Origin of the sequence: Streptomyces alboflavus, assembly GCF_000716675.1 — a bacterium.
Taxonomy (GTDB): domain Bacteria; phylum Actinomycetota; class Actinomycetes; order Streptomycetales; family Streptomycetaceae; genus Streptomyces; species Streptomyces alboflavus.
Genome location: NZ_JNXT01000078.1, coordinates 1 through 20,536, shown reverse-complemented (window position 1 = coordinate 20,536; position 20,536 = coordinate 1). Strand labels below are relative to the sequence as shown.

Annotated in this window: 19 protein-coding genes and 1 pseudogene; 9 read left to right on the top strand and 11 right to left on the bottom strand. The window is 71.8% G+C overall.

What is annotated here, in order from left to right; genetic code table 11:
• Window positions 1-77: 77 nt before the first annotated feature.
• The 5 genes from OO63_RS37060 (at window position 78) to OO63_RS37040 (ending at window position 4,607) form a co-directional block, all read left to right on the top strand.
• Window positions 78-1,208 carry an ABC transporter substrate-binding protein gene (locus OO63_RS37060; RefSeq protein ID WP_030360350.1) on the top strand — a complete coding sequence of 377 codons (1,131 nt, stop codon included), beginning with the start codon at window positions 78-80 and terminating at the stop codon, window positions 1,206-1,208.
• A 43-nt stretch (window positions 1,209-1,251) separates the two neighbouring features.
• Window positions 1,252-2,067: an ABC transporter ATP-binding protein gene (locus OO63_RS37055; protein WP_030360349.1), complete on the top strand. Its 816-nt coding sequence runs from the start codon at window positions 1,252-1,254 to the stop codon at window positions 2,065-2,067.
• A complete protein-coding gene (locus tag OO63_RS37050; RefSeq protein ID WP_030360348.1) occupies window positions 2,054-2,980 on the top strand; it encodes an ABC transporter permease in 927 nt (308 codons plus the stop codon). Before OO63_RS37055 ends, OO63_RS37050 begins: the two co-directional genes overlap by 14 nt.
• Before the next feature lie 5 nt (window positions 2,981-2,985).
• The gene (locus tag OO63_RS37045) at window positions 2,986-3,792 is read left to right on the top strand and encodes a sirohydrochlorin chelatase (protein WP_051811558.1); all 807 of its coding nucleotides are present in this window, start codon (window positions 2,986-2,988) and stop codon (window positions 3,790-3,792) included.
• Between the two features lie 278 nt (window positions 3,793-4,070).
• Window positions 4,071-4,607: a GNAT family N-acetyltransferase gene (locus OO63_RS37040; protein WP_030360346.1), complete on the top strand. Its 537-nt coding sequence runs from the start codon at window positions 4,071-4,073 to the stop codon at window positions 4,605-4,607.
• 45 nt (window positions 4,608-4,652) lie between these two features.
• Here OO63_RS37040 and OO63_RS37035 read toward each other — a convergent pair whose 3' ends face one another.
• The gene (locus tag OO63_RS37035; RefSeq protein WP_030360345.1) at window positions 4,653-5,654 is read right to left on the bottom strand and encodes a ketopantoate reductase family protein; all 1,002 of its coding nucleotides are present in this window, start codon (window positions 5,652-5,654) and stop codon (window positions 4,653-4,655) included.
• An 88-nt stretch (window positions 5,655-5,742) separates the two neighbouring features.
• Between OO63_RS37035 and OO63_RS37030 the strand changes: the two genes are divergently transcribed.
• Window positions 5,743-6,672: a transglutaminase-like domain-containing protein gene (locus tag OO63_RS37030; RefSeq protein WP_030360344.1), complete on the top strand. Its 930-nt coding sequence runs from the start codon at window positions 5,743-5,745 to the stop codon at window positions 6,670-6,672.
• On the opposite strand, the gene OO63_RS37025 is transcribed toward OO63_RS37030, so the two are convergent.
• From OO63_RS37025 to yczE, 4 genes are all read right to left on the bottom strand, one after another.
• Complete coding sequence (locus OO63_RS37025) at window positions 6,644-7,072, bottom strand: nuclear transport factor 2 family protein (RefSeq protein ID WP_051811556.1); 429 nt, start codon at window positions 7,070-7,072, stop codon at window positions 6,644-6,646. The genes OO63_RS37030 and OO63_RS37025 overlap by 29 nt on opposite strands.
• Entirely contained in the window at window positions 7,065-7,616 is a 552-nt protein-coding gene (locus OO63_RS37020) for a DUF1697 domain-containing protein (protein WP_030360342.1), read from the bottom strand. The genes OO63_RS37025 and OO63_RS37020 overlap by 8 nt, the downstream gene beginning before the upstream one ends.
• A gap of 73 nt (window positions 7,617-7,689) precedes the next feature.
• Complete coding sequence (locus OO63_RS37015) at window positions 7,690-8,898, bottom strand: S8 family peptidase (RefSeq protein ID WP_030360341.1); 1,209 nt, start codon at window positions 8,896-8,898, stop codon at window positions 7,690-7,692.
• Between the two features lie 473 nt (window positions 8,899-9,371).
• Complete coding sequence (gene yczE, locus OO63_RS37010; RefSeq protein ID WP_234311285.1) at window positions 9,372-10,109, bottom strand: membrane protein YczE; 738 nt, start codon at window positions 10,107-10,109, stop codon at window positions 9,372-9,374.
• A 110-nt stretch (window positions 10,110-10,219) separates the two neighbouring features.
• Between yczE and yczR the strand changes: the two genes are divergently transcribed.
• Window positions 10,220-11,680, top strand: coding sequence for a MocR-like transcription factor YczR (yczR, locus tag OO63_RS37005; protein WP_030360339.1), 1,461 nt, complete (start codon window positions 10,220-10,222; stop codon window positions 11,678-11,680).
• A 7-nt stretch (window positions 11,681-11,687) separates the two neighbouring features.
• Here the strand turns inward: yczR and OO63_RS37000 are convergent, their stop codons facing one another.
• From OO63_RS37000 to OO63_RS36990, 3 genes and pseudogenes are all read right to left on the bottom strand, one after another.
• Window positions 11,688-12,827: a CDP-alcohol phosphatidyltransferase family protein gene (locus tag OO63_RS37000; RefSeq protein WP_030360338.1), complete on the bottom strand. Its 1,140-nt coding sequence runs from the start codon at window positions 12,825-12,827 to the stop codon at window positions 11,688-11,690.
• 277 nt (window positions 12,828-13,104) lie between these two features.
• Window positions 13,105-14,401 (bottom strand): annotated as a pseudogene (gene mgt / locus OO63_RS36995) (macrolide-inactivating glycosyltransferase).
• Window positions 14,398-14,796: a MarR family winged helix-turn-helix transcriptional regulator gene (locus tag OO63_RS36990; RefSeq protein ID WP_051811560.1), complete on the bottom strand. Its 399-nt coding sequence runs from the start codon at window positions 14,794-14,796 to the stop codon at window positions 14,398-14,400. Before OO63_RS36990 ends, mgt begins: the two are co-directional and overlap by 4 nt.
• Window positions 14,797-14,931: 135 nt before the next feature.
• Between OO63_RS36990 and OO63_RS36985 the strand changes: the two genes are divergently transcribed.
• Window positions 14,932-15,993 (top strand): membrane protein, encoded by a 1,062-nt coding sequence (locus tag OO63_RS36985; protein WP_030360335.1) that lies wholly within the window; start codon window positions 14,932-14,934, stop codon window positions 15,991-15,993.
• Window positions 15,994-16,064: 71 nt separating this feature from the next.
• Here the strand turns inward: OO63_RS36985 and OO63_RS36980 are convergent, their stop codons facing one another.
• The 3 genes from OO63_RS36980 to OO63_RS36970 are packed head-to-tail and all read right to left on the bottom strand — an operon-like array spanning window position 16,065 to window position 19,191.
• Window positions 16,065-17,360 (bottom strand): ABC transporter substrate-binding protein, encoded by a 1,296-nt coding sequence (locus tag OO63_RS36980; protein WP_030360334.1) that lies wholly within the window; start codon window positions 17,358-17,360, stop codon window positions 16,065-16,067.
• On the bottom strand, window positions 17,360-18,199 hold the full coding sequence (locus OO63_RS36975) for a carbohydrate ABC transporter permease (RefSeq protein ID WP_030360333.1): 840 nt from the start codon (window positions 18,197-18,199) through the stop codon (window positions 17,360-17,362). Before OO63_RS36975 ends, OO63_RS36980 begins: the two co-directional genes overlap by 1 nt.
• Complete coding sequence (locus OO63_RS36970) at window positions 18,196-19,191, bottom strand: carbohydrate ABC transporter permease (protein WP_380833246.1); 996 nt, start codon at window positions 19,189-19,191, stop codon at window positions 18,196-18,198. The genes OO63_RS36975 and OO63_RS36970 overlap by 4 nt, the downstream gene beginning before the upstream one ends.
• A gap of 192 nt (window positions 19,192-19,383) precedes the next feature.
• Here OO63_RS36970 and OO63_RS36965 point away from each other — a divergent pair, with 192 nt between their 5' ends.
• Window positions 19,384-20,250, top strand: coding sequence for a phosphotransferase enzyme family protein (locus OO63_RS36965; protein WP_030360331.1), 867 nt, complete (start codon window positions 19,384-19,386; stop codon window positions 20,248-20,250).
• The last annotated feature ends 286 nt before the right edge of the window (window positions 20,251-20,536 follow it).

Here is a 20,536-nt window from a genome sequence, read left to right as displayed (position 1 = left end):
CAGACGAAGATCCGCCGACCTGCTCCCGGCCACGCCCTGAGGCTGTGACCGCCGGGCCAACGAGAGGAACACCTCCCGTGCTCGCCTACCGCCCGTCCCGCTCCGCCCGCCGCCGCGGCGCACTCGGGGCCGCCGCCGCGCTCCCCCTGCTCGCCCTGACCCTCTCCGCCTGCGGCTACGGCTCGGAGGCCGACTCCGGCGACAGCGGCAAGGCCAAGATCGCCGCCAACGCGAAGAAGATCGAGGGCCTGGACACGGTGAAGATCGGGTACTTCCCGAACCTCACGCACGGCACGGCGCTCGTCGGGGACCAGGAAGGCATCCTGCAGAAGGAGCTGGGCGGCACCAAGGCGACGTACGCGCAGTTCAACGCGGGTCCCTCGGAGATCGAGGCGCTGAACTCGAAGTCCATCGACATCGGCTGGATCGGCCCGTCCCCGGCCATCAACGGCTACACCAAGTCCGACGGCGAGAACCTGCGCATCATCGGCGGTTCGGCGTCCGGCGGCGTGAAGCTCGTGGTGAACCCGGACAAGGTGAAGTCCCTCGACGACGTCAAGGGCAAGAAGATCGCGACCCCGCAGCTCGGCAACACCCAGGACGTGGCGTTCCTCAACTGGGTGCGGGAGAAGGGCTGGAAGGTCGACGCGCAGAGCGGCAAGGGCGACGTCTCCGTGGTCCGCACCGACAACAAGATCACCCCGGACGCGTACAGGTCCGGCTCGGTCGACGGCGCCTGGGTGCCGGAGCCGACCGCGTCCAAGCTGGTCGCCGAGGGCGGCAAGGTGCTCCTCGACGAGTCCGACCTGTGGCCGGACAAGAAGTTCGTGATCACCAACATCATCGTGTCGCAGGACTTCCTGAAGAAGCACCCGAAGGTCGTCGAGGCGGTCCTGCGGGGCTCGGTGAAGACCAACCAGTTCATCAAGGAGCACCCCGAGAAGGCGAAGGCCGCCGCCAACGCCAAGCTGAAGCAGCTCTCCGGCAAGGCGCTGCCCGACGAGGTCATCGACCCGGCGTGGAAGTCGATCCAGTTCACCGACGACCCGCTGGCGGCGACGCTCGACACCGAGGCCGACCACGCGGTCAGGGCGGGCCTGCTCGAGGCGCCCGACCTGAAGGGCATCTACGATCTGCGGCCGCTCGGCAAGGTCCTGAAGGCGGCGGGCAGGCCCGCGGTCGACGACGCCGGACTCGGCGTCAAGTAGGCACAGTCCAGAGCCGGTTCAGGGATCCCAGGAGGTGACGACCATGGCCAGCACGCTTACCAAGACCAGGTCCGCGCAGTCCGCCGACGCCGCCGTCGGCGAGGTCGCGACGCTCGACGTCGCCGCGCGCATCGAGCACGTCTCGAAGTCCTTCGCCACTCCGGCGGGGCAGCAGCTCGTCCTCGACGACATCACGCTCGACGTCGCGCGCGGCGAGTTCGTCACCCTGCTGGGAGCCTCCGGGTGCGGCAAGTCGACGCTGCTGAACCTCGCGGCCGGGCTCGACCGGCCCACCGCGGGCACCATCGCCACGGACGGGCGGCCCGCGCTGATGTTCCAGGAGCACGCGCTGTTCCCGTGGCTGACCGCGGGCAAGAACATCGAGCTGGCCCTCAGGCTGCGGGGCGTGCCGAAGGCCGAGCGGCGCCCCAGGGCCGAGGAGCTGCTCTCCCTGGTCCGTCTGAAGGGCGCCCACGGCAAGCGGGTGCACGAGCTGTCCGGCGGCATGCGCCAGCGCGTCGCGCTGGCCCGCGCGCTCGCCCAGGACAGCCAGCTCCTGCTGATGGACGAGCCGTTCGCGGCCCTCGACGCCATCACCCGCGACGTCCTGCACGACGAGCTGATGCGTGTCTGGCGCGAGACCGGCGTCTCGGTCCTGTTCGTCACGCACAACGTCCGCGAGGCGGTGCGGCTCGCCCAGCGCGTCGTGCTGCTCTCGTCGCGGCCCGGCCGGGTGGCGCGCGAGTGGCAGGTCGACATCGAGCAGCCGCGCCGCATCGAGGACGCGGCCGTGGCGGAGCTCTCCGTCGAGATCACCGAACAACTGCGTGGGGAGATCCGCCGCCATGGGCAGCACTGACACGACGACGCCCGCGAAATCCGGCGGCCCGGGGCAGGCGGAAGGACCGCGGGACGCCCACGACCTGGCCGGTCTGGAGGCGGGCCTGGACGCCCTGGACACGGTGCAGACGCGGCGCACCCCGCTGCGCGAGACCCTGGTCCAGAAGGTCCTGCCGCCGATCACCGCCGTCGTCCTCGTCCTCGTGGTGTGGCAGATCCTGGTCTGGGCGAAGGTCACCGACAGCTACAAGCTGCCCGCGCCCTCGGCGGTGTGGGACGAGGTCGAGGCCTCCTGGCGGCAGGGCACCCTGCTCGACTACATCTGGACCAGCGTCGAGCGCGGCCTGTTCGGCTTCCTGATGGCCCTCGCCATCGGCACGCCGCTCGGCCTGATCGTGGCGCGGATCCGCTTCGTGCGGGCGGCCATCGGCCCGATCCTGTCCGGCCTGCAGTCGCTGCCGTCGGTGGCGTGGGTGCCGCCCGCCGTGATCTGGCTGGGCCTCAACGACTCCATGATGTACGCGGTGATCCTGCTCGGCGCGGTGCCCTCCATCGCCAACGGCCTGGTCGCGGGCGTCGACCAGATCCCGCCGCTGGTCCTGCGCGCGGGCCGCACCCTCGGCGCGCGCGGGCTGCGCAGCGCCTGGCACATCGTGATGCCCGCGGCGCTGCCCGGCTACGTGGCGGGCCTGAAGCAGGGCTGGGCGTTCTCCTGGCGCTCCCTGATGGCCGCGGAGATCATCGCGCAGTCCCCCGACCTGGGCATCGGCCTCGGCCAGCTCCTCGAAGCGGGCCGTACCAACAGCAGCATGTCCCAGGTCTTCCTCGCCATCCTGCTCATCCTGATCGTCGGCATCGCCATCGACCTGCTCATCTTCAGTCCCCTCGAGCGGTGGGTGCTGCGCAGCCGCGGCCTCCTGGTGAAGAGCTGATTCCGATGCGCCACACGACCCGTCCCGTCCTTCTGGTCGTCGCCCACGGCAGCCGGGACCCCCGGCATGCCGCGAGCGTGCGGGCGCTGCTGCGCACGGCGGCGGGCCTGCGGCCCGGCCTCCGCGTGGAGGTGGGGTTCCTCGACTTCAACACCCCCTCCGTGCCGGCCGTCCTGGACTCCCTCGCCGAGGAAGGGGTACGCGACGTCGTCGCCCTGCCGCTGCTCCTCACCCGCGCCTTCCACGCGAAGGCCGACATCCCGGCGGTCCTGCGGGAGGCCCCGCCGGGCCTCAGGGTGCGGCAGGCGGGGGTGCTCGGCCCCTCGCCGCTGCTCCTGACCGCGCTCGAGACGCGGCTGTACGAGGCGGGGCTCGACCCCGCCGACAAGCCCACGACCGGGGTCGTCCTGGCCTCGGCGGGCTCCACCGACCCGGAGGCGATCGCAGTGATCGCTGACATCGCGCGGGAGTGGCGGCACACCGGTTGGTGCGCCGTGCGGCCTGCGTTCGCCTCCGCCACTCTTCCCCGCACGGAACAGGCGGTGCGCCAGCTGCGGGGTACGCCCGGGGTACGCCAGGTCGCCGTCGCCCCGTACGTCCTGGCCCCCGGCTTCCTGCCCGACCGAATCGCCCGCGGCGCGGCCGACGCCGACGTCCTCGCCGACGTCCTCGGGGACTCCCCCCTGGTCGCCCGCCTCCTCCTGAACCGCTTCGACGCGTGCCACCGCTTCGCGGCGGATCTTCCCCACCCACCCACCCGCGCGGGAAACATCAAGCCCCCACCGCACCCCGCACTACGAGCCGCAGGCTGACAACTGACCGAGGGGCACACCGAGCCAGGGGGACGCCCCGCAAGGGGCACACCGGGCCAGGGGGCCCCGCAAGGGGCGCGGGGAACTGCGCGCTCAACCCCCACCACCCGCAGGCGAAAAACCACGACCAGCCCCGTAAGGGGCGCGGGGAACTGCGCGCTCAGCCCCCACCGCCCCGCAGGTGAAAACAAACCCCCACCAACCCTGACCTGATCTTGCCCAGGCCCCCGGCCAGAAACCGCTTGCGGAGCCCCCCACCCCCCAATACCGTCTCGCGGATGACGTCCGAGCCGTTCACCCCCGAACTGAGGTCCGAGCGCCTCGTGCTCTCCGCCTATGCCGCGTCCGACGAGTCGGACTTCGTGGCGCTGTTCCAGGACGAGGCCGTGGGCCGCTGGTTCGGCGACGGGATGCGCAGCGCGGAGGCGGACCGGGCGCTGTTCGCGCGGCTGTTCGGGATCGTGTACGCGGAGGCGCGCTTCCCGGTGTGGGCGGTGCGGCACGAGGGCCGGTACGCGGGGCACGCGGAGATCAAGCCGTCGCCCGAGCCGTGGCTGGACGGACACGAGATCGTGTACGGGCTCTCCCGGAGCAGTTGGGGCCTCGGCCTCGGCACGGAGCTGGCGCGCCTGCTTACCGACCACGGCCACCGGACCCTGGGCCTCGCCGAGGTGCACGCCACCGTCGACGCGTTGAACACGCCGTCCATAGCGGTGCTGAAGCGGCTCGGCTTCACGCAGGGCCGCGAGGTGCGCGAGGACGACGGGAGCACGACGCTCCAGTTCACGTCGCGGGCCGCGGACTGGCCGACGTGACCCCGGCCTGACCCCGCACCGCACCCCCGCACCGCGCCCCGCGAGCTACCCCTTCTCCACCAGCGCGACCAACTCCCCCACCGCCATCGACCCCGCCTCCCTGCGCTCCCGCGCGAACGCGTTGGCGAGCCGCCGCAGCACGTCGTTCACCGGGGTCGGCACACCGTGCAGCCGGCCCAGGAGCGCGATCTCACCGTTGAGGTAGTCGGCCTCGATGGTGCCGGTGCCGCGGCTGAGGCTCTGCCAGGAGGAGCCGCCGCCCCGGGGCACGCCGGGCAGCGGTTCGAGGACGACGCGCTCGCCGCGCGTCTCACGCTGCTCCCGCTCGCCGACCGCGTCGATCCCCGCGGCGGCGAGCACGGCCTCGCCCTCGGCCCGGGCCCGCCGCACGAGGGCGAGGGCGTCCTCGTCGGTGAGGGGTCCGGTGAGGGCCTCGACGGCGTTGGCGAGGTTGCCGAGGAGCTTGCCGTACTTCCAGCGCATCACGTCCTCGACCACGGGCGCGAGCAGCTTGGCGCTCTCCAGGTCGGCGGCGACGCGGCGCGCGGTGTCGTCGGCGCCCGCCGGGTAGCGGCCGAGGTGCAGCATGCCCGTGTAGGGGGCACCGGCGGCGGACACGGTGCCGGGCTCGACGTACGTGGCGGGCAGGTACACGCACATGCCGTACACGTGGCGGAAGCGGCGCAGTGCCATCCGCTCGCTCTCGACACCGTTCTGCGCGCAGACCAGCGGCAGCGCCTCGGCGGCGGTCGTGCCGCCCTCGACGGGCCGGACGGCCCAGGCGTCGAGGGCGGCTTCGGCGTCCTGCGTCTTCACGGCGAGCACGAGCACGTCGTCGGCGCGCAGTTCGCCGAGGTCGGCCGGGTCCTGGACGACGGGCGGCCGGTGGGTGCGGGCCCCGTCGGGCGTCCTCAGGGTGAGCCCGCGCTCCCGCAGCGCCTCGTGGTGCGCGCCGCGCGCGACCAGGACGACCTCGTGCCCCGCCTCGGCGAGGCGTCCGCCGACGCTGCCGCCGATGGCCCCCGCTCCGATCATGATGTAGCGCATGGCCCGAGCCTGACACAGCGAACAGGTGAACGGTCAAGATCTTTCCGTATCTTGACCTTGCCCCAGGGGCAGACTCCAGGCTCCCGCCATGGACAGCGACTACCTGACCCAGAGCCCGTACACAGACCCCGGCCCCCGCCTCGACGCCCTCGTCGGCCCCGCCCCGCTCCCCCGGGACCCGGCCGCGCTCGCCGCCCTGGTGCGGGGCGTCCTCCTGCACCGGGAGGAGGGCGCCCGGTTCGGCCACGCGGTGCCCGAGGAGCGGATGCGCGAGGACGCCGAGTCCCGGTACGCCGCCGAACTGCTGCGGATCATCGGCGAGCGCGGCACGACGCCCCTGACCGAGCCCCGGCCGCCGGCGGAGCGGTTCGTGGGCACCTGCCGGGACTTCGCCCTGCTGCTGTGCTCGCTCCTGCGGGCCACCGGCACCCCGGCGCGGCTGCGGTGCGGCTACGGCACGTACTTCCAGGCGGGGTTCCACGACAACCACTGGGTGACCGAGTTCTGGACGGCCGGGCGCGGCTGGGTCCTCGCGGACGCGCAGCTCGTCGCGGAGGCCACGCTGGGCAGAGGTCTGTACGACATCGACTTCGACCCCATGGACGTACCGCGGGAGCAGTTCGTGGTGGGCGGTGCGGCGTGGCGGGCGTGCCGGGAGGGGCGGGCGGACCCGGACACGTTCGGGGTGAGCACGCTCCCGGAGATCAAGGGGCTCGGCCTGGTGCGGTCCGACGTGGTGGCGGACCTGGCGGCGCTCGGCGGCACGGAGGCGCTGCCGTGGGACGGCTGGGGCGTGATGGAGAAGGCCGAGGACGAGGTCACGGACGCGGACCTGGCGCTCATCGACGAGGTGGCCGCCGTGACCTCGGCCGCCGGGACGGCCGGGGACGCCCGGCGGCCGGACGCGGTGCGCCGGCTGCTCGGTGACCCGCGTCTGGCCGTCCCGGCCGAGGTCGTCTCGCACACCACCTACGGCGGAGTGCGCGTCGTCAGTCTGTCGGGGGCGGCTCGGGAGTGAACGGGGTGCCCTGATGGAACCAGAGCAGCCAGCCGTCGTCGGTGCGCCGCCACAGTGAACTGCGGTGCACCAGACGGCCGTTGGTGTCGGTGTCGAAGGTGAGGTGCACCACGCCCTCGGCGACCTGGACACCCCGCATGCGGGAGGTCGTGGTGGGGCGGCCGCCCGGCTCGGGCCGGGCGGTGAGCACCTGGACGATCGACTCGCGGTCCCAGCGGGCGCCGGACGCGCCGAACTCGGTGAATTCCGGGTGCAGCAGCGCGCCGAACAGCGCGGGCGAGGCCCGCACTTCGGGGTCGAGGAGGCGCAGCTCGTTCTCGATGGCGGCCTCGACGGCGGGCGAGCGGCCGGGCAGGTCGGGCAGTCCGGGCCGGTCGGGCGTGGCGGACGTGTCAGGCATCGGTCAGCTCCACGAGCTTGGTGACGGTGTTCCAGTTGCGGCTGGTGGCGACGAGCCCCTTGATGAGCGCCGGGCGGGCGAGGGCCTCGCCGAGCTTGGAGCGGCCGAGGCCGTCGGGGGCGTACAGATACAGGGCGCGGTCGCCGAGCCGGAACTCCTCCGGCAGGAAGGCCGCTTGGTCGAGGGCGGCGAACCGGGCGGCGTCGACGGGCGCGGAGAAGTAGGTGACGTGCAGTTGCTTGCCCTGAAGCGTGTCGGCGGGGAAGGGGCAGGCGTCCGCCACGGCCCTCAGATACGCGGCGTCGCGCACCAGGACGTCGACGGTGAAGCCGAATTCCCGCTCAAGGGCGCCGCTCACCTCGGCGGCCAGGCTCTCCTCGTCGCCGTGGTCCGCCGTGAAGACGGCATTGCCGCTCTGCAGATATGTCCCCACGCCGGTGTGGCCGAGTCCTTCGAGGAGTGCGCGCAGGCGCGCCATGGGCACCTTCCTGCTGCCGCCCACGTTGATGCCGCGCAGCAGCGCCGCGTAGATCTTCGTCGCCATGCGCACACGATAAGGCGGCCGCCGTGCCCCGTGGGGGTGGGCACGACGACCGCCGGCTTCTTCCGGGCCGTGACTACTCGACGACCTTCAGGAGCTTGTTGGGGGTGCCCTCGCTGGGGTTGGAGATCTTGTCCGGCGTGGCGCCGTCGGTCAGGGCCTTGGCGACGGCGTCGGGCGTGGCGTCCTTGTGGGCGCCGAGGTAGACGGCGGCGGCGCCGACGACGTGCGGGGTCGCCATCGAGGTGCCGGAGATCGTCTTGGTGGCGTCGTCGCCGGTGTTCCAGGCGGACGTGATGTCCGAGCCCGGGGCGTAGATGTCCACGACGGAGCCGAAGTTGGAGAAGTCCGACTGCTCGTCGTCCTTGGTCGAGGAGGCGACCGTGATGGCCTCCTTGACGCGGGACGGGGAGCCCTGGCCGGCGTCGCTCGACTCGTTGCCCGCGGCGACGCCGTAGGTGACACCGGCGGCGATGGACTTCTTCACGGCCTCGTCCAGGGCCTCGTCGGCGCCGCCGCCGAGGCTCATGTTGGCGACGGAGGGGCCCTGGTGGTTCTTGGTGACCCAGTCGATGCCCGCGACGACCTGCTCGGTGGTGCCGGAGCCCTGGTCGTCCAGGACGCGGACGGCGACGATCTTCGCCTTCTTGGCGACGCCGTGCGCGTCACCGGCGATGGTGCCCGCGACGTGGGTGCCGTGGCCGTTGCCGTCGTCGGCGTTGTCGTCGTTGTCGATGGCGTCGAAGCCGGAGGTGGCGCGGCCGCCGAAGTCCTTGTGGCTGACGCGGACACCGGTGTCGATGACGTACGCGGTGACGCCCTCGCCCGCGGCGTCGGGGTAGGTGTACTTCTTGTCGCCGGCCGTGTCGGCCTGGTCGACGCGGTCCAGGCCCCACGACGGCGGGTTGTCCTGGGTGGCGTCGATCGAGAACTTCTTGCTCTGCACGACCTTGCCGACGGCCGGGTCGGCGGCGAGCCGCTTGGCCTCGGTCTCGGACAGGCTCTTGGCGGCGAAGCCGTTGACGGCCGAGGAGTAGTTGCGGCTGAGCTTGCCGCCGTACTCCTGGGCGAGGTCGGACTTGGCTTCCTTGTTCGCCTTCTCGTCGAGCAGCACGATGTAGCTGCCCTCGACGGCGCCCTTGGCGTCGGCGCCGTAGACCTTGCCCTCGGCAGGGGTCGACGCACCTGCGAACGTTCCGGCGAACACGGTCACGCCCACCGCGGTGGCGGCGGTGGCTATCGCGGCGGTGAGCTTCATCGTGCGAGCGCGCTTGTGAGATGCCATGAAGAGGGGTCTCCTCGTGGTGCGTTGTGGGGGGATGTGGGGGGTTTCAAAGCCCTTTTCTGCTGTGTGCAGCCATGGCTGCGACGCCCTGGGAACTCCGAAAGAACTGAAGATCTTTGGGCGTTGGGACGAAACCTTGTCTGAATGACGCGCGCAGATCAATACCTTCATACGCCTGTGACTTGTTCAACAAGGTTCCGTAATAACAAAAAGGGTTCGCAGTGGCAGATCGGACACGACGGAACGTATACATCCGGCTGAGGGGGTCCCGTGCCCCGTCTCGCGCGGCTCCTCGCGAGTGGGTGTAGGTGCCAAGTCCCCGACAGATGTAGGGGGCTTGAGTGTCATGTCTCCTCCCGCGGTCTGGCGGCGGTTCACCTGTCGGCACGATGAGGCGGCGCGCGTACCGCCCTGGCGTCGGGAACAGGGTGGTGGCAGCGTGCCGTCGCACGACGAGTCGGCACCCACCTGGCTCACCCCGGCCGCGGAGCCCCGTACACCCACCGCGGCAGGAAGTACTGGGTGACGGAGCCCATCGCGAGCGCGTACAGCACGGTCCCCACCCCCACGCTCCCGCCGAGCAGCCAGCCCACGGCGAGCACGGCGACCTCGATCAGGGTGCGCACGAACCGGATGGAGCGTCCGGTCAGCGCGGCGAGCCCGGTCATCAGGCCGTCCCTCGGCCCCGGCCCGAAGCGGGCGCCCACGTAGACCGCCACGGACAGCCCGTTGGCGAGGATCCCCAGGACGAGGAGGCCGGTCCGGGTCCCGAGGCCCAGGTCCGCGGGGACCAGCCAGAGGCCGAGGTCCGACGCGTACGCCACGACGATCACGTTGGCACCCGTGCCGAACCTCGGCCGCTGTCTGAGCGGGATCCAAAGCAGCAGCACGAGCGCCCCGACCACGGCGCTGACGGTGCCGAAGCTCAGCGGGGTGTGGCGCTCGACGCCCTGGTTCAGCACGCTCCAGGGGCTGACGCCGAGCCCGGCCCTGACCATGACGCCGATGCTCAGCCCGTACAGGGCGAGACCGATGAGGAGTTGGGGCAGGCGGCGCAGGGGGCGTTCGGAGAGGGGGAGATAGGTGAGCGGGGGCGGAGTGCGGGGGCCGGGTCGGTCGATGCCGCTGTCACTGCTGCCGTCACTACTGCTGTCACTACTGCTGTCACTGCTGCTGTCACTGCTGCTGTCGCTGTCGGCGGTGTGCCGCATGCCGGGGTGCCTCCACAGGTGTTCGGACGACGCATCGGCCCGCAAGGCCGATGACGGCGAGTCTGTAGAGTGATTGGCCCGTATTACATGGCCAATCCCGGGAGAATGGTATGGCGGAGCGGGAAGCGCGGGACCGGACCCTGGGAAGCCGCCAACTCGCCGCCCTGCTCCCGGACCCGGCGGGCGCGCGGCCCGCGTACCGGAATCTGGCACGGGCGATCGGCGCGCTGATCCTCGACGGACGGATCGCGCTCCACGTCCGGCTCCCCGCCGAACGGGAGCTGGCCACCGCCCTCGACACCAGCAGGGCGACGATCACGGCTGTGTACGACCTGCTGCGCGAGGGCGGTTACGCGCGCAGCCGACAGGGCGCGGGTACGTGGACGGCGTTGCCGGAGGGCCGGGCACCGCGCGGCGTCACCCGGCACGTGCGGCCCCACGACAGCGCGATCGACCTGGCGCGGGCCGCGCCCGCGCTGCCCGAGCACGTCGTCGCCGACGCCCTCGCCGAGGTCACGCCCCGGCTCGCCGAGCACACCCGCACCCCCGGCTACCACCCCTACGGCCTGCCCGAGCTGCGGGCCGCCGTGGCCGAGCGGTTCACACGGCGGGGCCTCGCCACCGTGCCGGACCAGATCCTCGTGACCTCCGGCGCGCAGCACGCGCTCACGCTCGTCCTGGGACTGCTGTGCGGCCCCGGCGACCGCGTCCTGGTCGAGAACCCGTCGTACCCGAACGCCCTGGAGGCGATGCGCCGGGCCCGGCTGCGCACGGTGTCGGTGCCGGTGACCGACGGCGGCTGGGACGTCGAGATCCTGGAGTCGACGCTGCGTCAGACGGTGCCCCGGCTCGCCTACCTGATCCCCGACTTCCACAATCCGACGGGCCGCCTGCTGCCGGCGGCGGACCGGGCGCGGGTGGTGCGGGCCGCGCACCGCTCGGGGACCTGGCTCGTCGTCGACGAGACCCTGGCCGAGCTGGCGCTCGACGTGCCCGCGCCCGCGCCGCTCGCCTCCTACGGCGGTCCCGGCACGGGCGGCGAGGTCGTCACCGTGGGCTCGATGAGCAAGACGCACTGGGGCGGCCTGCGCATCGGCTGGCTGCGGGCACCGTCGCGGCTCGTCACCGAACTGGCCGCGCAGCGGGTCGCCAACGACATGGGCGGCTCGGTCCTGGACCAGCTCCTGGCGCTCGTCCTGCTCGACCGCGCCGGGGAGTTGCTCGCGGACCGCCTGCACCGGCTCCGCGAGCAGCGCGCCGCGCTCGCCGCCGCGCTGGCCGAGCATCTCCCCAGGTGGACCTGGGAGCAGCCGTCCGGCGGTCTGTCCTTCTGGGTCGACCTCGGCGAGCCCGTGGCGTCGGCCCTCGCCGACCGGGCCCTCGGCCACGGAGTCCGGATCGAGGGCGGCGCCTGCTTCTCCCCCGACCCCGGCCTCTTCGAGCAGCGCCTGCGCATCCCCTATACCGCTCCCCCGGACACCCTCCGCGAGGCCGTCCACCGCATGGCCACGACGCTCAGCGACGGCCTGCCGCCGTCACCGGCGGACCGCCGGCCGCACTGGATCGCGTAGCCGGACGCTACGCCGCCGTCGCGACCTCGCGCTTCTCGAAGGAGTCCAGCGTCCGGGAGAAGTCCCGGGTGGAGAGCAGCAGCTTGTAGATGATGGCGAGCTCGAAGACCAGGAGCAGCGCGCCGGACACGATCGTCGCGGGGATCACCACGTCGAACAGCGGGCCGATGATGAAGACGCCCATCTGGAACTCGATGCCGCTCACCAGGTGCGTGCGGATGCGGTGCCGCAGCAGGAAGGACCGCGCCCGCAGGTACGCGGGGAACTTGCCCCGGAACTCCTGGTGCAGGTCGATGACCTGGGCCTTGCGGCGGGATCCTGCGGCCGCGGGGGCAGGGCCGCCGGGGTCGGCGAGGGACCCGGATTCGGCGGGGGACCCGGCTTCGGCGTGCGACTCGGCGCGGGAAGCGGCGTCGGCGTAGGACTCGGCGTGCGCACCGGCGTCCGCGTACGACTCGACGCGGGAGTCGGCGTCGTCGGACGAGTGGACCTCGGAAGCGACGCCCTCCGCCTTGGCCCGCTCCAGGTCCTGCTCCACGTCCGCCTCGGGGTTGTCCCGCAGCAGGTCCTCCATGAAGGCCAGCTCGGCGGCGTTCTCGGCACGGCGGGCGGCCCGCACGCGTGCCTTGATCTGCTTGCGCATGGTGTGCCGGATCTTGAATATCTCCAGCGAGTTGATGTACCGGAGCGTGTCCAGGAACACCACGGCGACCGCGAGCCAGATGTAGGTCTCGTCGTGCGTGCGCGCGTACTGACCACCCATCAGGGCGACCCCGCACACCATCACCCGGATCCGGTCGAAGACGAAGTCGAGCCATGCGCCGAACACGGAACCCTGCCCGGTGAGGCGGGCGACCTTCCCGTCCATGCAGTCCAGGACGAAGCTGAAGTGGTAGATCACCGCGCCGAGCACCAGCCACTGCCAGTCACCGAACGCGAAGAACACCGACGAGACGAGCCCGAGCACGAACGCGCCCCACGTGATCTGGTTGGGCGTGATCCTCGTGTACCGCGCCGTCAGCCGCACGAGCGGCGTGGCGAGCGGGTCCACGAGGATCACCGTCCACCACGCGTCGCGCTTCTTCTGAGTGATGCGGCGCACCTCGGCGAGCGGTGGCACGTCGGGGCGAACGGACTGTCGTGACATGGGTCAACTTCCTGGCGTTCGAATGAAGTTCATCTCACGCTAGGTAGCCATTCACGGAAGGAACAAGCGCTTACGTACGCAACCTTTGGGCAGGGTTATCGGTCACACAGACATACCCGGTCCATGGCCAAGCCAGGATGGGCCCGCGTTATGCGAGCGTTATCGAATGACTCGGCCGTTACCGAAAGGCGTCGCGGAGCGTTACGTCCGGCCCGGTCGGCACCCCTCACACTCACACCGAAGTGCCGTCAACTCGCCCTGAAGTACCACCAATCGGTCACCGCTCCCCGCCCGCGGCCTTCACGGCGCCGCCACGCGCGGCCCGCACAATCTCCTCCTCGATCAGGTCGGCCGCCATCTTCGTGCCACCCTCCCCCGCCATGCCCGCGCGCACCTCGTCGAGCCTGCGGGCGACTTCGGGGTCGGACACCAGGTCGAGGACCGCCGCGCGCAGCGTCCTCGCGTCGGCCTCCTCCATGGGCAGGTGCCGGGCGACCCCGAGGCCCTGGAGCATGTCCGCGTTGCCGAACTGGTCGACGGCCTGCGGCACGGCCACCATCGGCGTCCCCGTGGCAAGGCCCTCCTGGCTGCCGCCCGCCCCGGCGTGCGTGATGAAGGCGTCGGCCTGCTTGAGGATCGCCAGCTGCGGCACCCAGCGGTGCACCTCGACGTTGGCGGGCACCTCGCCGAGGTCGGCGAGGTCGACGTGCTTGCCGATCTGGAGCACCAGGTGCCAGCCGGGCAGGTCACCGAAGGCCTCGACGCACGCGCGGTAGAACCCGGGCTGCTTGGTGAACGCCGAGCCGAGCGACACGAGCACCACCTTCTGCGCGGCCGCCGGGCGCTGCCAGTCGCCCTGCCCGGCGCGGTCGCCCTGGCAGGCGCCGACGAAGGTGTGCACGCTCTCGTCGACCCGGTCGGCGTTCGGCTGCAGCGCCTTGGGGATCAGGACGAGCGAGCGCGGCGGGCGGCCGACGAACGGGTCGTGGTGCTGGGTGATCCCGTTCTCCGCGAGCCAGGCCTGGAAACGCGCGAAGTACGCCTGGCCGCGCTCGGTCTCCCGCAGCGGCGCGTAGAGCGGTTCGCCGACCTCCTCCTCGTACCCCTCCCAGGCCACCAGGTTCGGCGAGAGGGAGATCTCGGGGACGCCCCAGCGGCGGGCGAGCACACGCGCGGGGTAGGAGGTGACGTCGTGCAGGACGATGTCCGGTTCGTCGCCCTCGTACGCCGCGAGGAGCTGGGGCAGCGCGTTGACGGCGTCGTTCAGGAACGGCTCGATGTTGTCGATCAGGGTGTCGCCCCAGGCCTCCGGGTCGGCGTCGGGGCCCGGGAGCGTGGTGGTGTAGAGCACGGGCTCGGCCCCGGTCTCGGCGATCTTCTCCTCGAAGGCGTGCGGAATCGCGTACGTGACGCGGTGGCCGCGGGCGACGAGTTCCCGGATCACTTCGAGGCTCGGGTTCACGTGCCCGTGGGCGGCGATGGAGAACATGGCGATATGGGCACGCTGCGGTGTGGTCATGCCCCAAACCCTAAGCGAGACGATACGTCTCGTGCAACCCTTTTCTCTGCGTCAGGACACCTCCCCCTCCGGCGCCCCCGCGTTATACCGAAGGAGATACTCCGCGAAGCGCTCCAGATCCGGCCCGCTCCAGCCCGCGAGGCGCTCCCGGAACGCCACCCGGCGGCTGTCGGTGACCCCCTTGAGCAGCCCCGTGCCACGCTCGGTCAGGTGCAGTACCTGCACGCGGTGGTCGTCCGGATCGAGGCGCCGCTCCACCAGACCGGCCTTCTCCAGGGCCCCCACCTGCCTGCTGATCGTCGACTTGTCGAGCGTGTAGTACGCCGCGAGGTCCGTGGCCCGGCAGCCGCCCCGGTCCTCCAGGTGGCTCAGGAGCGTGAAGGACACCAGGGAGAGTTCGGGGTGCATCCGGGCGGCACTGGCCCGCGCCCGCCGCGCGAACGCCGTCATCTCACGCTGGATGATCTCGATCGGCCCGTCCCGGCCCGACTCGTTCTCGGTCACGGTTTCCGCCTCCTCCACTAATGGTTGTACAGTACAACATTGAGTGTGAGTTGTATAAGCCAACCATTGGGAGCGATCTGCATGACGGCCACCGCCCGCGGCCCCCTCGGCCCCCTCGGTCACGTACTCGTCCATCTCGTGACGCCCTTGCTGATGTGCCTGGGCATGGGGCTCGCCTATATGAGCGCCTTCGTCACACCCGAGCCGCACCAGCTGCCGGTCGCGGTCGTGGGCACCGACGCCCGCGCCCACGACGTCGCCCGGTCCCTCGGCGCCGGGGCGGGCGACACCCTCGACGTACGGCCGCTCGCCTCCCGCGCGCAGGCCGTCGACGCGCTGAAGTCCCTCGACATCTCCGGGGCGTACGTCCCGGACACCAAGGCCCCCGAGCTCCTGGTGGCCTCCGCGGGCTCCGACATGAGCGCGCTCGCCACGGAGAAGGTCTTCACGCCGCTCGCCGCGGCCGAGGGCGCTCCCCTGAAGGTCACCGACGTGGCCGCCCTGGTCGACGACGACCCGACCGGGCAGGGGCTCTTCTTCCTCCTGGTCGCCGTGAGCATCGGCTCCTACGCCTCGGTCGCCGCGCTCGGCGCCGCGGGCGCGGGGCTGCGGATGCGGACGCGGGCCGCGCTCGCCGCCGGGGTCTCGCTCGCCGTGAGCGTGATCGGGGCGGCCCTCGCGGGGCCGGTGTTCCACCTCGCGCACCACGGGCTCGCCGGGGTGTGGGCGATGGCCTGGCTGTACTCGGCGGGCATCCTCTTCATCGGCCTCGGCCTGCACACGTTCCTCAAGCGCTGGACGACGCTCGCGATGATGGTCCTCTTCGTGATGCTCAACTTCACGTCGTCCGGCGGCCTGTTCCGGCCCGAGCTGCAGAACGGCTTCTACGGCTCGCTGCACTCCTTCTGGAACGGCGCGGGCTTCGTCGAGGGCGTCCGGGGTCAGTTGTACTTCGACGGCCTCGACCTCGGGCGGTCCGTCTGGACGCTGGTCGCGTGGCTGGCGGCGGGGCTCGCGCTCACGGCGGTGGCGGCGCTGCGGGAGCGGCGGCAGCGGGCGGTCGCGGCACCGGCCGCCGGGGGCGGCGGGGCCGCGAAGGCCGACGAGGCGGAGGAGGAGATGGAGGAGTCGGTCGGCGTCTGAGCCGGTACGCGGGTACGGGGGCCACGCCGCGTGTGCGTGTGCGTGGCCCCCGTACCCGCGTGCCGCGATCGTCAGCGCTGGTAGCGCTTCAGGACCAGGTTGCCGTCCTTCACCAGGCGTCGGCGCAGTTCGTCCAGGCCGATCGCGCCGCTGTAGTACTCCTGGAGCGCGGGGGTCGCGATCTTGTCCTTCCACTCCGGGTAGCCGCGCACGGACTGGGCGGGGGCGGGCCGCAGGTGTCCCGCGAGGGCGGTGCCGGTCGCCCAGTCGTCCTTCTTGGTGCGCAGCGCCGGGTCCTTCAGGGCTTCCTTGCCAGTGGGCAGCATCCAGTCGCCGCGGGCGAGCCGCACCATGTTCGCGGGCCGCAGGAAGAAGTCGATGAACCGGGCGGCCTCCTTCTTGTGCGGGCTGTCCTCGGCGACCGAGAGGGTCTGCGGGCTGACGCCCTGCGCGAGCCCGTCCGCCCCGGCGGGCGCGGGCAGGACCTGCCAGTCGAAGCCCTTGGGCGCCTGCTGGGAGATCTGCTGCCGGTAGGAGAAGCCGAGCGGCACCATGGCGTACTTGCCGCCGAAGAAGCCGGGCAGCGTGTCCGAGCCGCCCATGCCGAGCGTGCTGCCCGAGGCGCTGCCGTCCACGTTGACCTGGTCGTGGACGGTGCGCGGCATGACCTCGTCGGCCGCCTCGAAGCGGATCTCGGCCTTGCCGTCGGCCCGCCGGTGGAACAGCTGGCCGCCGGTCGACAAGGACAGGTTGAGGGTCGCCGACACGGGGTCCTTCAGCGGCCAGGCGACACCGAACTTGCCGTCGCCGTCGCCGAGTTCCTTCGTCACCGACCGGAACTCCGGCCAGGTCCACGGCTTCTGCGGGGTCGGGATGCGCACCCCGGACTCCTTCAGCCACTTCGCGTTGGCGATCAGGACGCGCGGCTCCTGGAGGAACGGCACTCCGTAGACCTTGCCGCCGAAGGTCGCGGTGTCCCAACTCGCCTTCGGGATGTCGGACTTCAGCCGCTGCGGCAGGAGGTCGCCGAGGTCCGCGAGATAGCCGCCGTAGGCGAAGTCCGCGAGGTCGTCGGACGCGTCGTGGATGATGTCCGGCGCCTCACCGCCCTCGAAGGAGGTGAGCAGCTGGTCGTGGATGCTGGTCCAACTTCCCTGGACGTACTCGACCTTGACGTCGGGGTGGATGGCGTTCCACTCCTCCACCAGCTCCTTGTTGGCCTCGACGGACTCCTGCTGCCAGGCCAGGGACTGGAAGCGCAGCGTGATCCGTCCGTCCGACTCACCGTCGCCGCCGTCGGAGCATCCGGCGAGCAGCAGGACGAGCGCGGCGGCCACGGCGCCGAGCGCGCGTACGCGTACCGTCATCAGCTCTTCACCGCCCCGGCCAGCATGCCGCCGGTGATCCGCTTCTGGATGATCGCGAAGACCACGAGCGAGGGGAGCGTCGCGAGGAACGCGGCGGCGGCGAGCGGGCCGAGGTCGGCCGCGCCCTCCGCGCCGAGGAAGTGCGTGAGGACGACCGGCAACGTCTGTTTCTCCGGGGTCTTGAGCAGGACGAGCGCGAAGAAGAACTCGTTCCACGCGGTGATGAAGGCGAACAGGGCCGTCGCCACGATGCCCGGTGCGAGCAGCGGCGCGGTCACCGAGACCAGGGTGCGCAGCTTGCTCGCGCCGTCGACGGCGGCGGCCTCCTCCAGCTCGGTCGGCACGGCACGGACGTACCCGACGAGCATCCACAGGGCGAACGGCAGCGCCCACACCACGTACACCATGATCAGTCCGGGCAGCGAGTTGATCAGGTGCAGGTTCTTCAGGACCAGGAACAGCGGGATGATCACCAGGACGAACGGGAACGCCTGGCTGACGACGACCCAGCCGGTCGCGGCCCGGGCGAGCAGCGTGCGGTGCCGCGCCATGACGTACGCCATCGGGGTCGCGATGACGACGGCGACGACGGCCGCGCTCAGCGCCGCGATCAGGGAGTTGCCCGCCGCTTCGAGCAGCGGCTGTTCGTCGAAGGCCTGGCGGTAGTTGGCGAGGGTGGGGTCCTTGGGGATCCAGGTGGGGTGCAGGCTGCCCAGCTCGCGCGCCGGTTTGAAGGACGTGGAGATCAGCCACAGGAACGGGAAGGCGAGGAACACCAGATACGCGAGGAGCGCCAGGTACTGCCCCGCCCGCGCGGGCCTCCTTGTCCGTCGGGTCACCGCTGGTCGCCCCCTCTCAGCCGGCCCACGAGATACACGGCGAGCAGCACCGAGATGAGCGCGACCATCACACAGCCCATCGCGGCCGCGTAGCCGAACTGGCCGTAGCGGAACGCCTCTTCGTACGCGAACAGCATCGGGAGGCGGGTCCGGCCGCCGGGCCCGCCGTTGGTCAGGACGTACACCAGGGCGAAGGAGTTGAAGTTCCAGATGAAGTTGAGCGCCGTGATCGCGAGGGCGATGGGCTTCAGGGCGGGCCAGGTGACGGTGCGGAAGCGGCGCCAGGCGCCCGCGCCGTCCATCTCGGCGGCCTCGTGGAGTTCGCGCGGCACGTTCTGCAGCCCGGCGAGCAGCGCGACCGTCGTCTGCGGCATGCCCGCCCAGACACCGACGACGATGACGGCGGGCAGCGCGGTGCCGATGCCCGTCAGCCAGTCGCGGCCGTCCCCGAAGCCGAGATCGCGCAGGGTCTCGTTGAGGATTCCCGCATCAGGGTTGTAGACGAGGCGCCACATGATGCCGACGACGACCTCCGGCATCGCCCACGGGATGATCGCGAGCGAGCGGGCCAGCCAACGGAAGCGCAGGTTCTGGCTGAGCAGGAGCGCGAGGCCGAGGGCCAGGACGAACTGCGGCACGGTCACGCCGACGGCCCACAGCAGGCCGATCCGGAACGAGTCCCAGAACAGGGTGTCGTGCAGCAGGTCCTGGAAGTTCAGCAGCCCGATCCACTCGGTGGGCTCGGTGCGGCCCGACTGGGAGTCGGTGAAGGCCAGCGAGATGCCGTAGAGCAGCGGGCCGACGCTGAGGACGAGGATCGGGAGCAGTGCGGGCAGAACCAGGAACCAGGCCCCGTGGTCCATCACCCGGGCGCGCGCCGCGCCCCCGCCCTTGTCCCCGTCGTCCCCGGTGCGTCTGCGGCGGCCCCACCACCATCGGCCCCCGCCGGAGCCGCTGCTGCCGGACCGCTCGCTCGCGGTCGCCAATGTCACGGAATCGGCTCCTTTGGGCGGCTGATTGGGTTTTGGCCGCCCAGGCGGCCCCCGTCATCGTGCTGATGTGACCTTGATACGTCAAGCGACCGCGCACGCCGGAAGTCCACTCTGGCCTGTGCGAATGCGAGACTTGCGCGGCGGCTGGAGACTTCCGGCCGTGGGCGAGGCACCGGGTGCGGGAGGCATGGGATGGACGAGGCACGGGCACGGGACGTACTGAACTCCGCGGGGCTCGCGGGCTCCGCCGGCGACCGCCCTGAGCTGATCGCCCTCGGCGAGAACGCCGTGTTCGCCGTGGGCGACCTCGTCGTGAAGGTCGGCCGGGACGCGCCGGAACTCCTCGACCGGGCGCGGCGCGAGCTGGCCGTCGCCGAGTGGCTGCGGGCGTGCGGGGTGCCGGCCGTGCGGGCCGCCGAGCCCAAGCCGTGGTTCGTCGCCGGGCATCCGCTGACGCTCTGGCACCGGCTGCCCCCGGCCGTGCGGCCCGCCGGGCCCGCCGACCTGGCCGAACTCCTGCGCCTCGTGCACGCGCTGCCCGCTCCCTCCTTCCGGCTGCCCCGGCGTGAGTTGCTCGGTGGGGTCGAGCGGTGGCTGCGGCTCGCCGGGGACGCGATCGACGCGGAGGACGCGGAGTATCTGCGGGCGCGGCGGGACGGGTTCGCGGCTGCCGTCGTCGCGCTCGTGCCGCACCTCACGCCCGGGCCGCTGCACGGGGACGCGCTGCCGCGCAACGTACTCGTCGGGCCCGAGGGGCCCGTCCTCGTGGACCTCGAGACCTTCTCCTCCGATCTGCGCGAGCACGATCTTGTCGTCATGGCGCTGTCCCGGGACCGGTACGGGCTCGGGGGCGAGGCCTATGACGAGTTCACCCGGGTCTACGGGTGGGACGTACGGGAGTGGGAGGGGTGTTCCGTCTTGCGTGGGGCCCGGGAGACCGCGAGTTGCGCGTGGGTCGCGCAGCATGCGCCCGCCAACCCGCGTGCCCTGGCCGAATTCCGCCGCCGCGTGGCGTCCCTCCGGGACGGGGATCCGACAGTGCGGTGGCATCCGTTCTAAGGGGTGGCGGTGGGGTGGCCCTGCCGGGGGCTCTCCCCAGTCCCGCCCCTTCCCGAAACCGGGGGCTGCGCCCCCGGACCCCCGCTGTCGGCGCTCCGCGCCTCGTCCTCAAACGCCGGACGGGCTGAAGACTTCGCCGGGGCGGGCTGGAGAGTTCACCGAGGCGGGCGGAGCCACACCGGCCAGGCAGTGCGGACCACCCCGCCCGAAGCAATGGCGGGGGCGGGCGGGTGGGAGAGAGCCCGTCCGGCGATTGAGGACGAGGCGCGGAGCGCCGATACAGGGG

What these genes read in the sequence shown, in the direction of transcription:
- OO63_RS37055 (WP_030360349.1), top strand. Translation starts at nt 1,252, where the DNA reads ATGGCCAGCACGCTTACCAAGACCAGGTCCGCGCAGTCCGCCGACGCC.
- OO63_RS37050 (WP_030360348.1), top strand. Translation starts at nt 2,054, where the DNA reads ATGGGCAGCACTGACACGACGACGCCCGCGAAATCCGGCGGCCCGGGG.
- OO63_RS37045 (WP_051811558.1), top strand. Translation starts at nt 2,986, where the DNA reads ATGCGCCACACGACCCGTCCCGTCCTTCTGGTCGTCGCCCACGGCAGC.
- OO63_RS37040 (WP_030360346.1), top strand. Translation starts at nt 4,071, where the DNA reads ATGACGTCCGAGCCGTTCACCCCCGAACTGAGGTCCGAGCGCCTCGTG.
- OO63_RS37035 (WP_030360345.1), bottom strand. Translation starts at nt 5,654, where the DNA reads ATGCGCTACATCATGATCGGAGCGGGGGCCATCGGCGGCAGCGTCGGC.
- OO63_RS37030 (WP_030360344.1), top strand. Translation starts at nt 5,743, where the DNA reads ATGGACAGCGACTACCTGACCCAGAGCCCGTACACAGACCCCGGCCCC.
- OO63_RS37025 (WP_051811556.1), bottom strand. Translation starts at nt 7,072, where the DNA reads ATGCCTGACACGTCCGCCACGCCCGACCGGCCCGGACTGCCCGACCTG.
- OO63_RS37020 (WP_030360342.1), bottom strand. Translation starts at nt 7,616, where the DNA reads ATGGCGACGAAGATCTACGCGGCGCTGCTGCGCGGCATCAACGTGGGC.
- OO63_RS37015 (WP_030360341.1), bottom strand. Translation starts at nt 8,898, where the DNA reads ATGGCATCTCACAAGCGCGCTCGCACGATGAAGCTCACCGCCGCGATA.
- yczE (WP_234311285.1), bottom strand. Translation starts at nt 10,109, where the DNA reads ATGCGGCACACCGCCGACAGCGACAGCAGCAGTGACAGCAGCAGTGAC.
- yczR (WP_030360339.1), top strand. Translation starts at nt 10,220, where the DNA reads ATGGCGGAGCGGGAAGCGCGGGACCGGACCCTGGGAAGCCGCCAACTC.
- OO63_RS37000 (WP_030360338.1), bottom strand. Translation starts at nt 12,827, where the DNA reads ATGTCACGACAGTCCGTTCGCCCCGACGTGCCACCGCTCGCCGAGGTG.
- OO63_RS36990 (WP_051811560.1), bottom strand. Translation starts at nt 14,796, where the DNA reads ATGACGGCGTTCGCGCGGCGGGCGCGGGCCAGTGCCGCCCGGATGCAC.
- OO63_RS36985 (WP_030360335.1), top strand. Translation starts at nt 14,932, where the DNA reads ATGACGGCCACCGCCCGCGGCCCCCTCGGCCCCCTCGGTCACGTACTC.
- OO63_RS36980 (WP_030360334.1), bottom strand. Translation starts at nt 17,360, where the DNA reads ATGACGGTACGCGTACGCGCGCTCGGCGCCGTGGCCGCCGCGCTCGTC.
- OO63_RS36965 (WP_030360331.1), top strand. Translation starts at nt 19,384, where the DNA reads ATGGACGAGGCACGGGCACGGGACGTACTGAACTCCGCGGGGCTCGCG.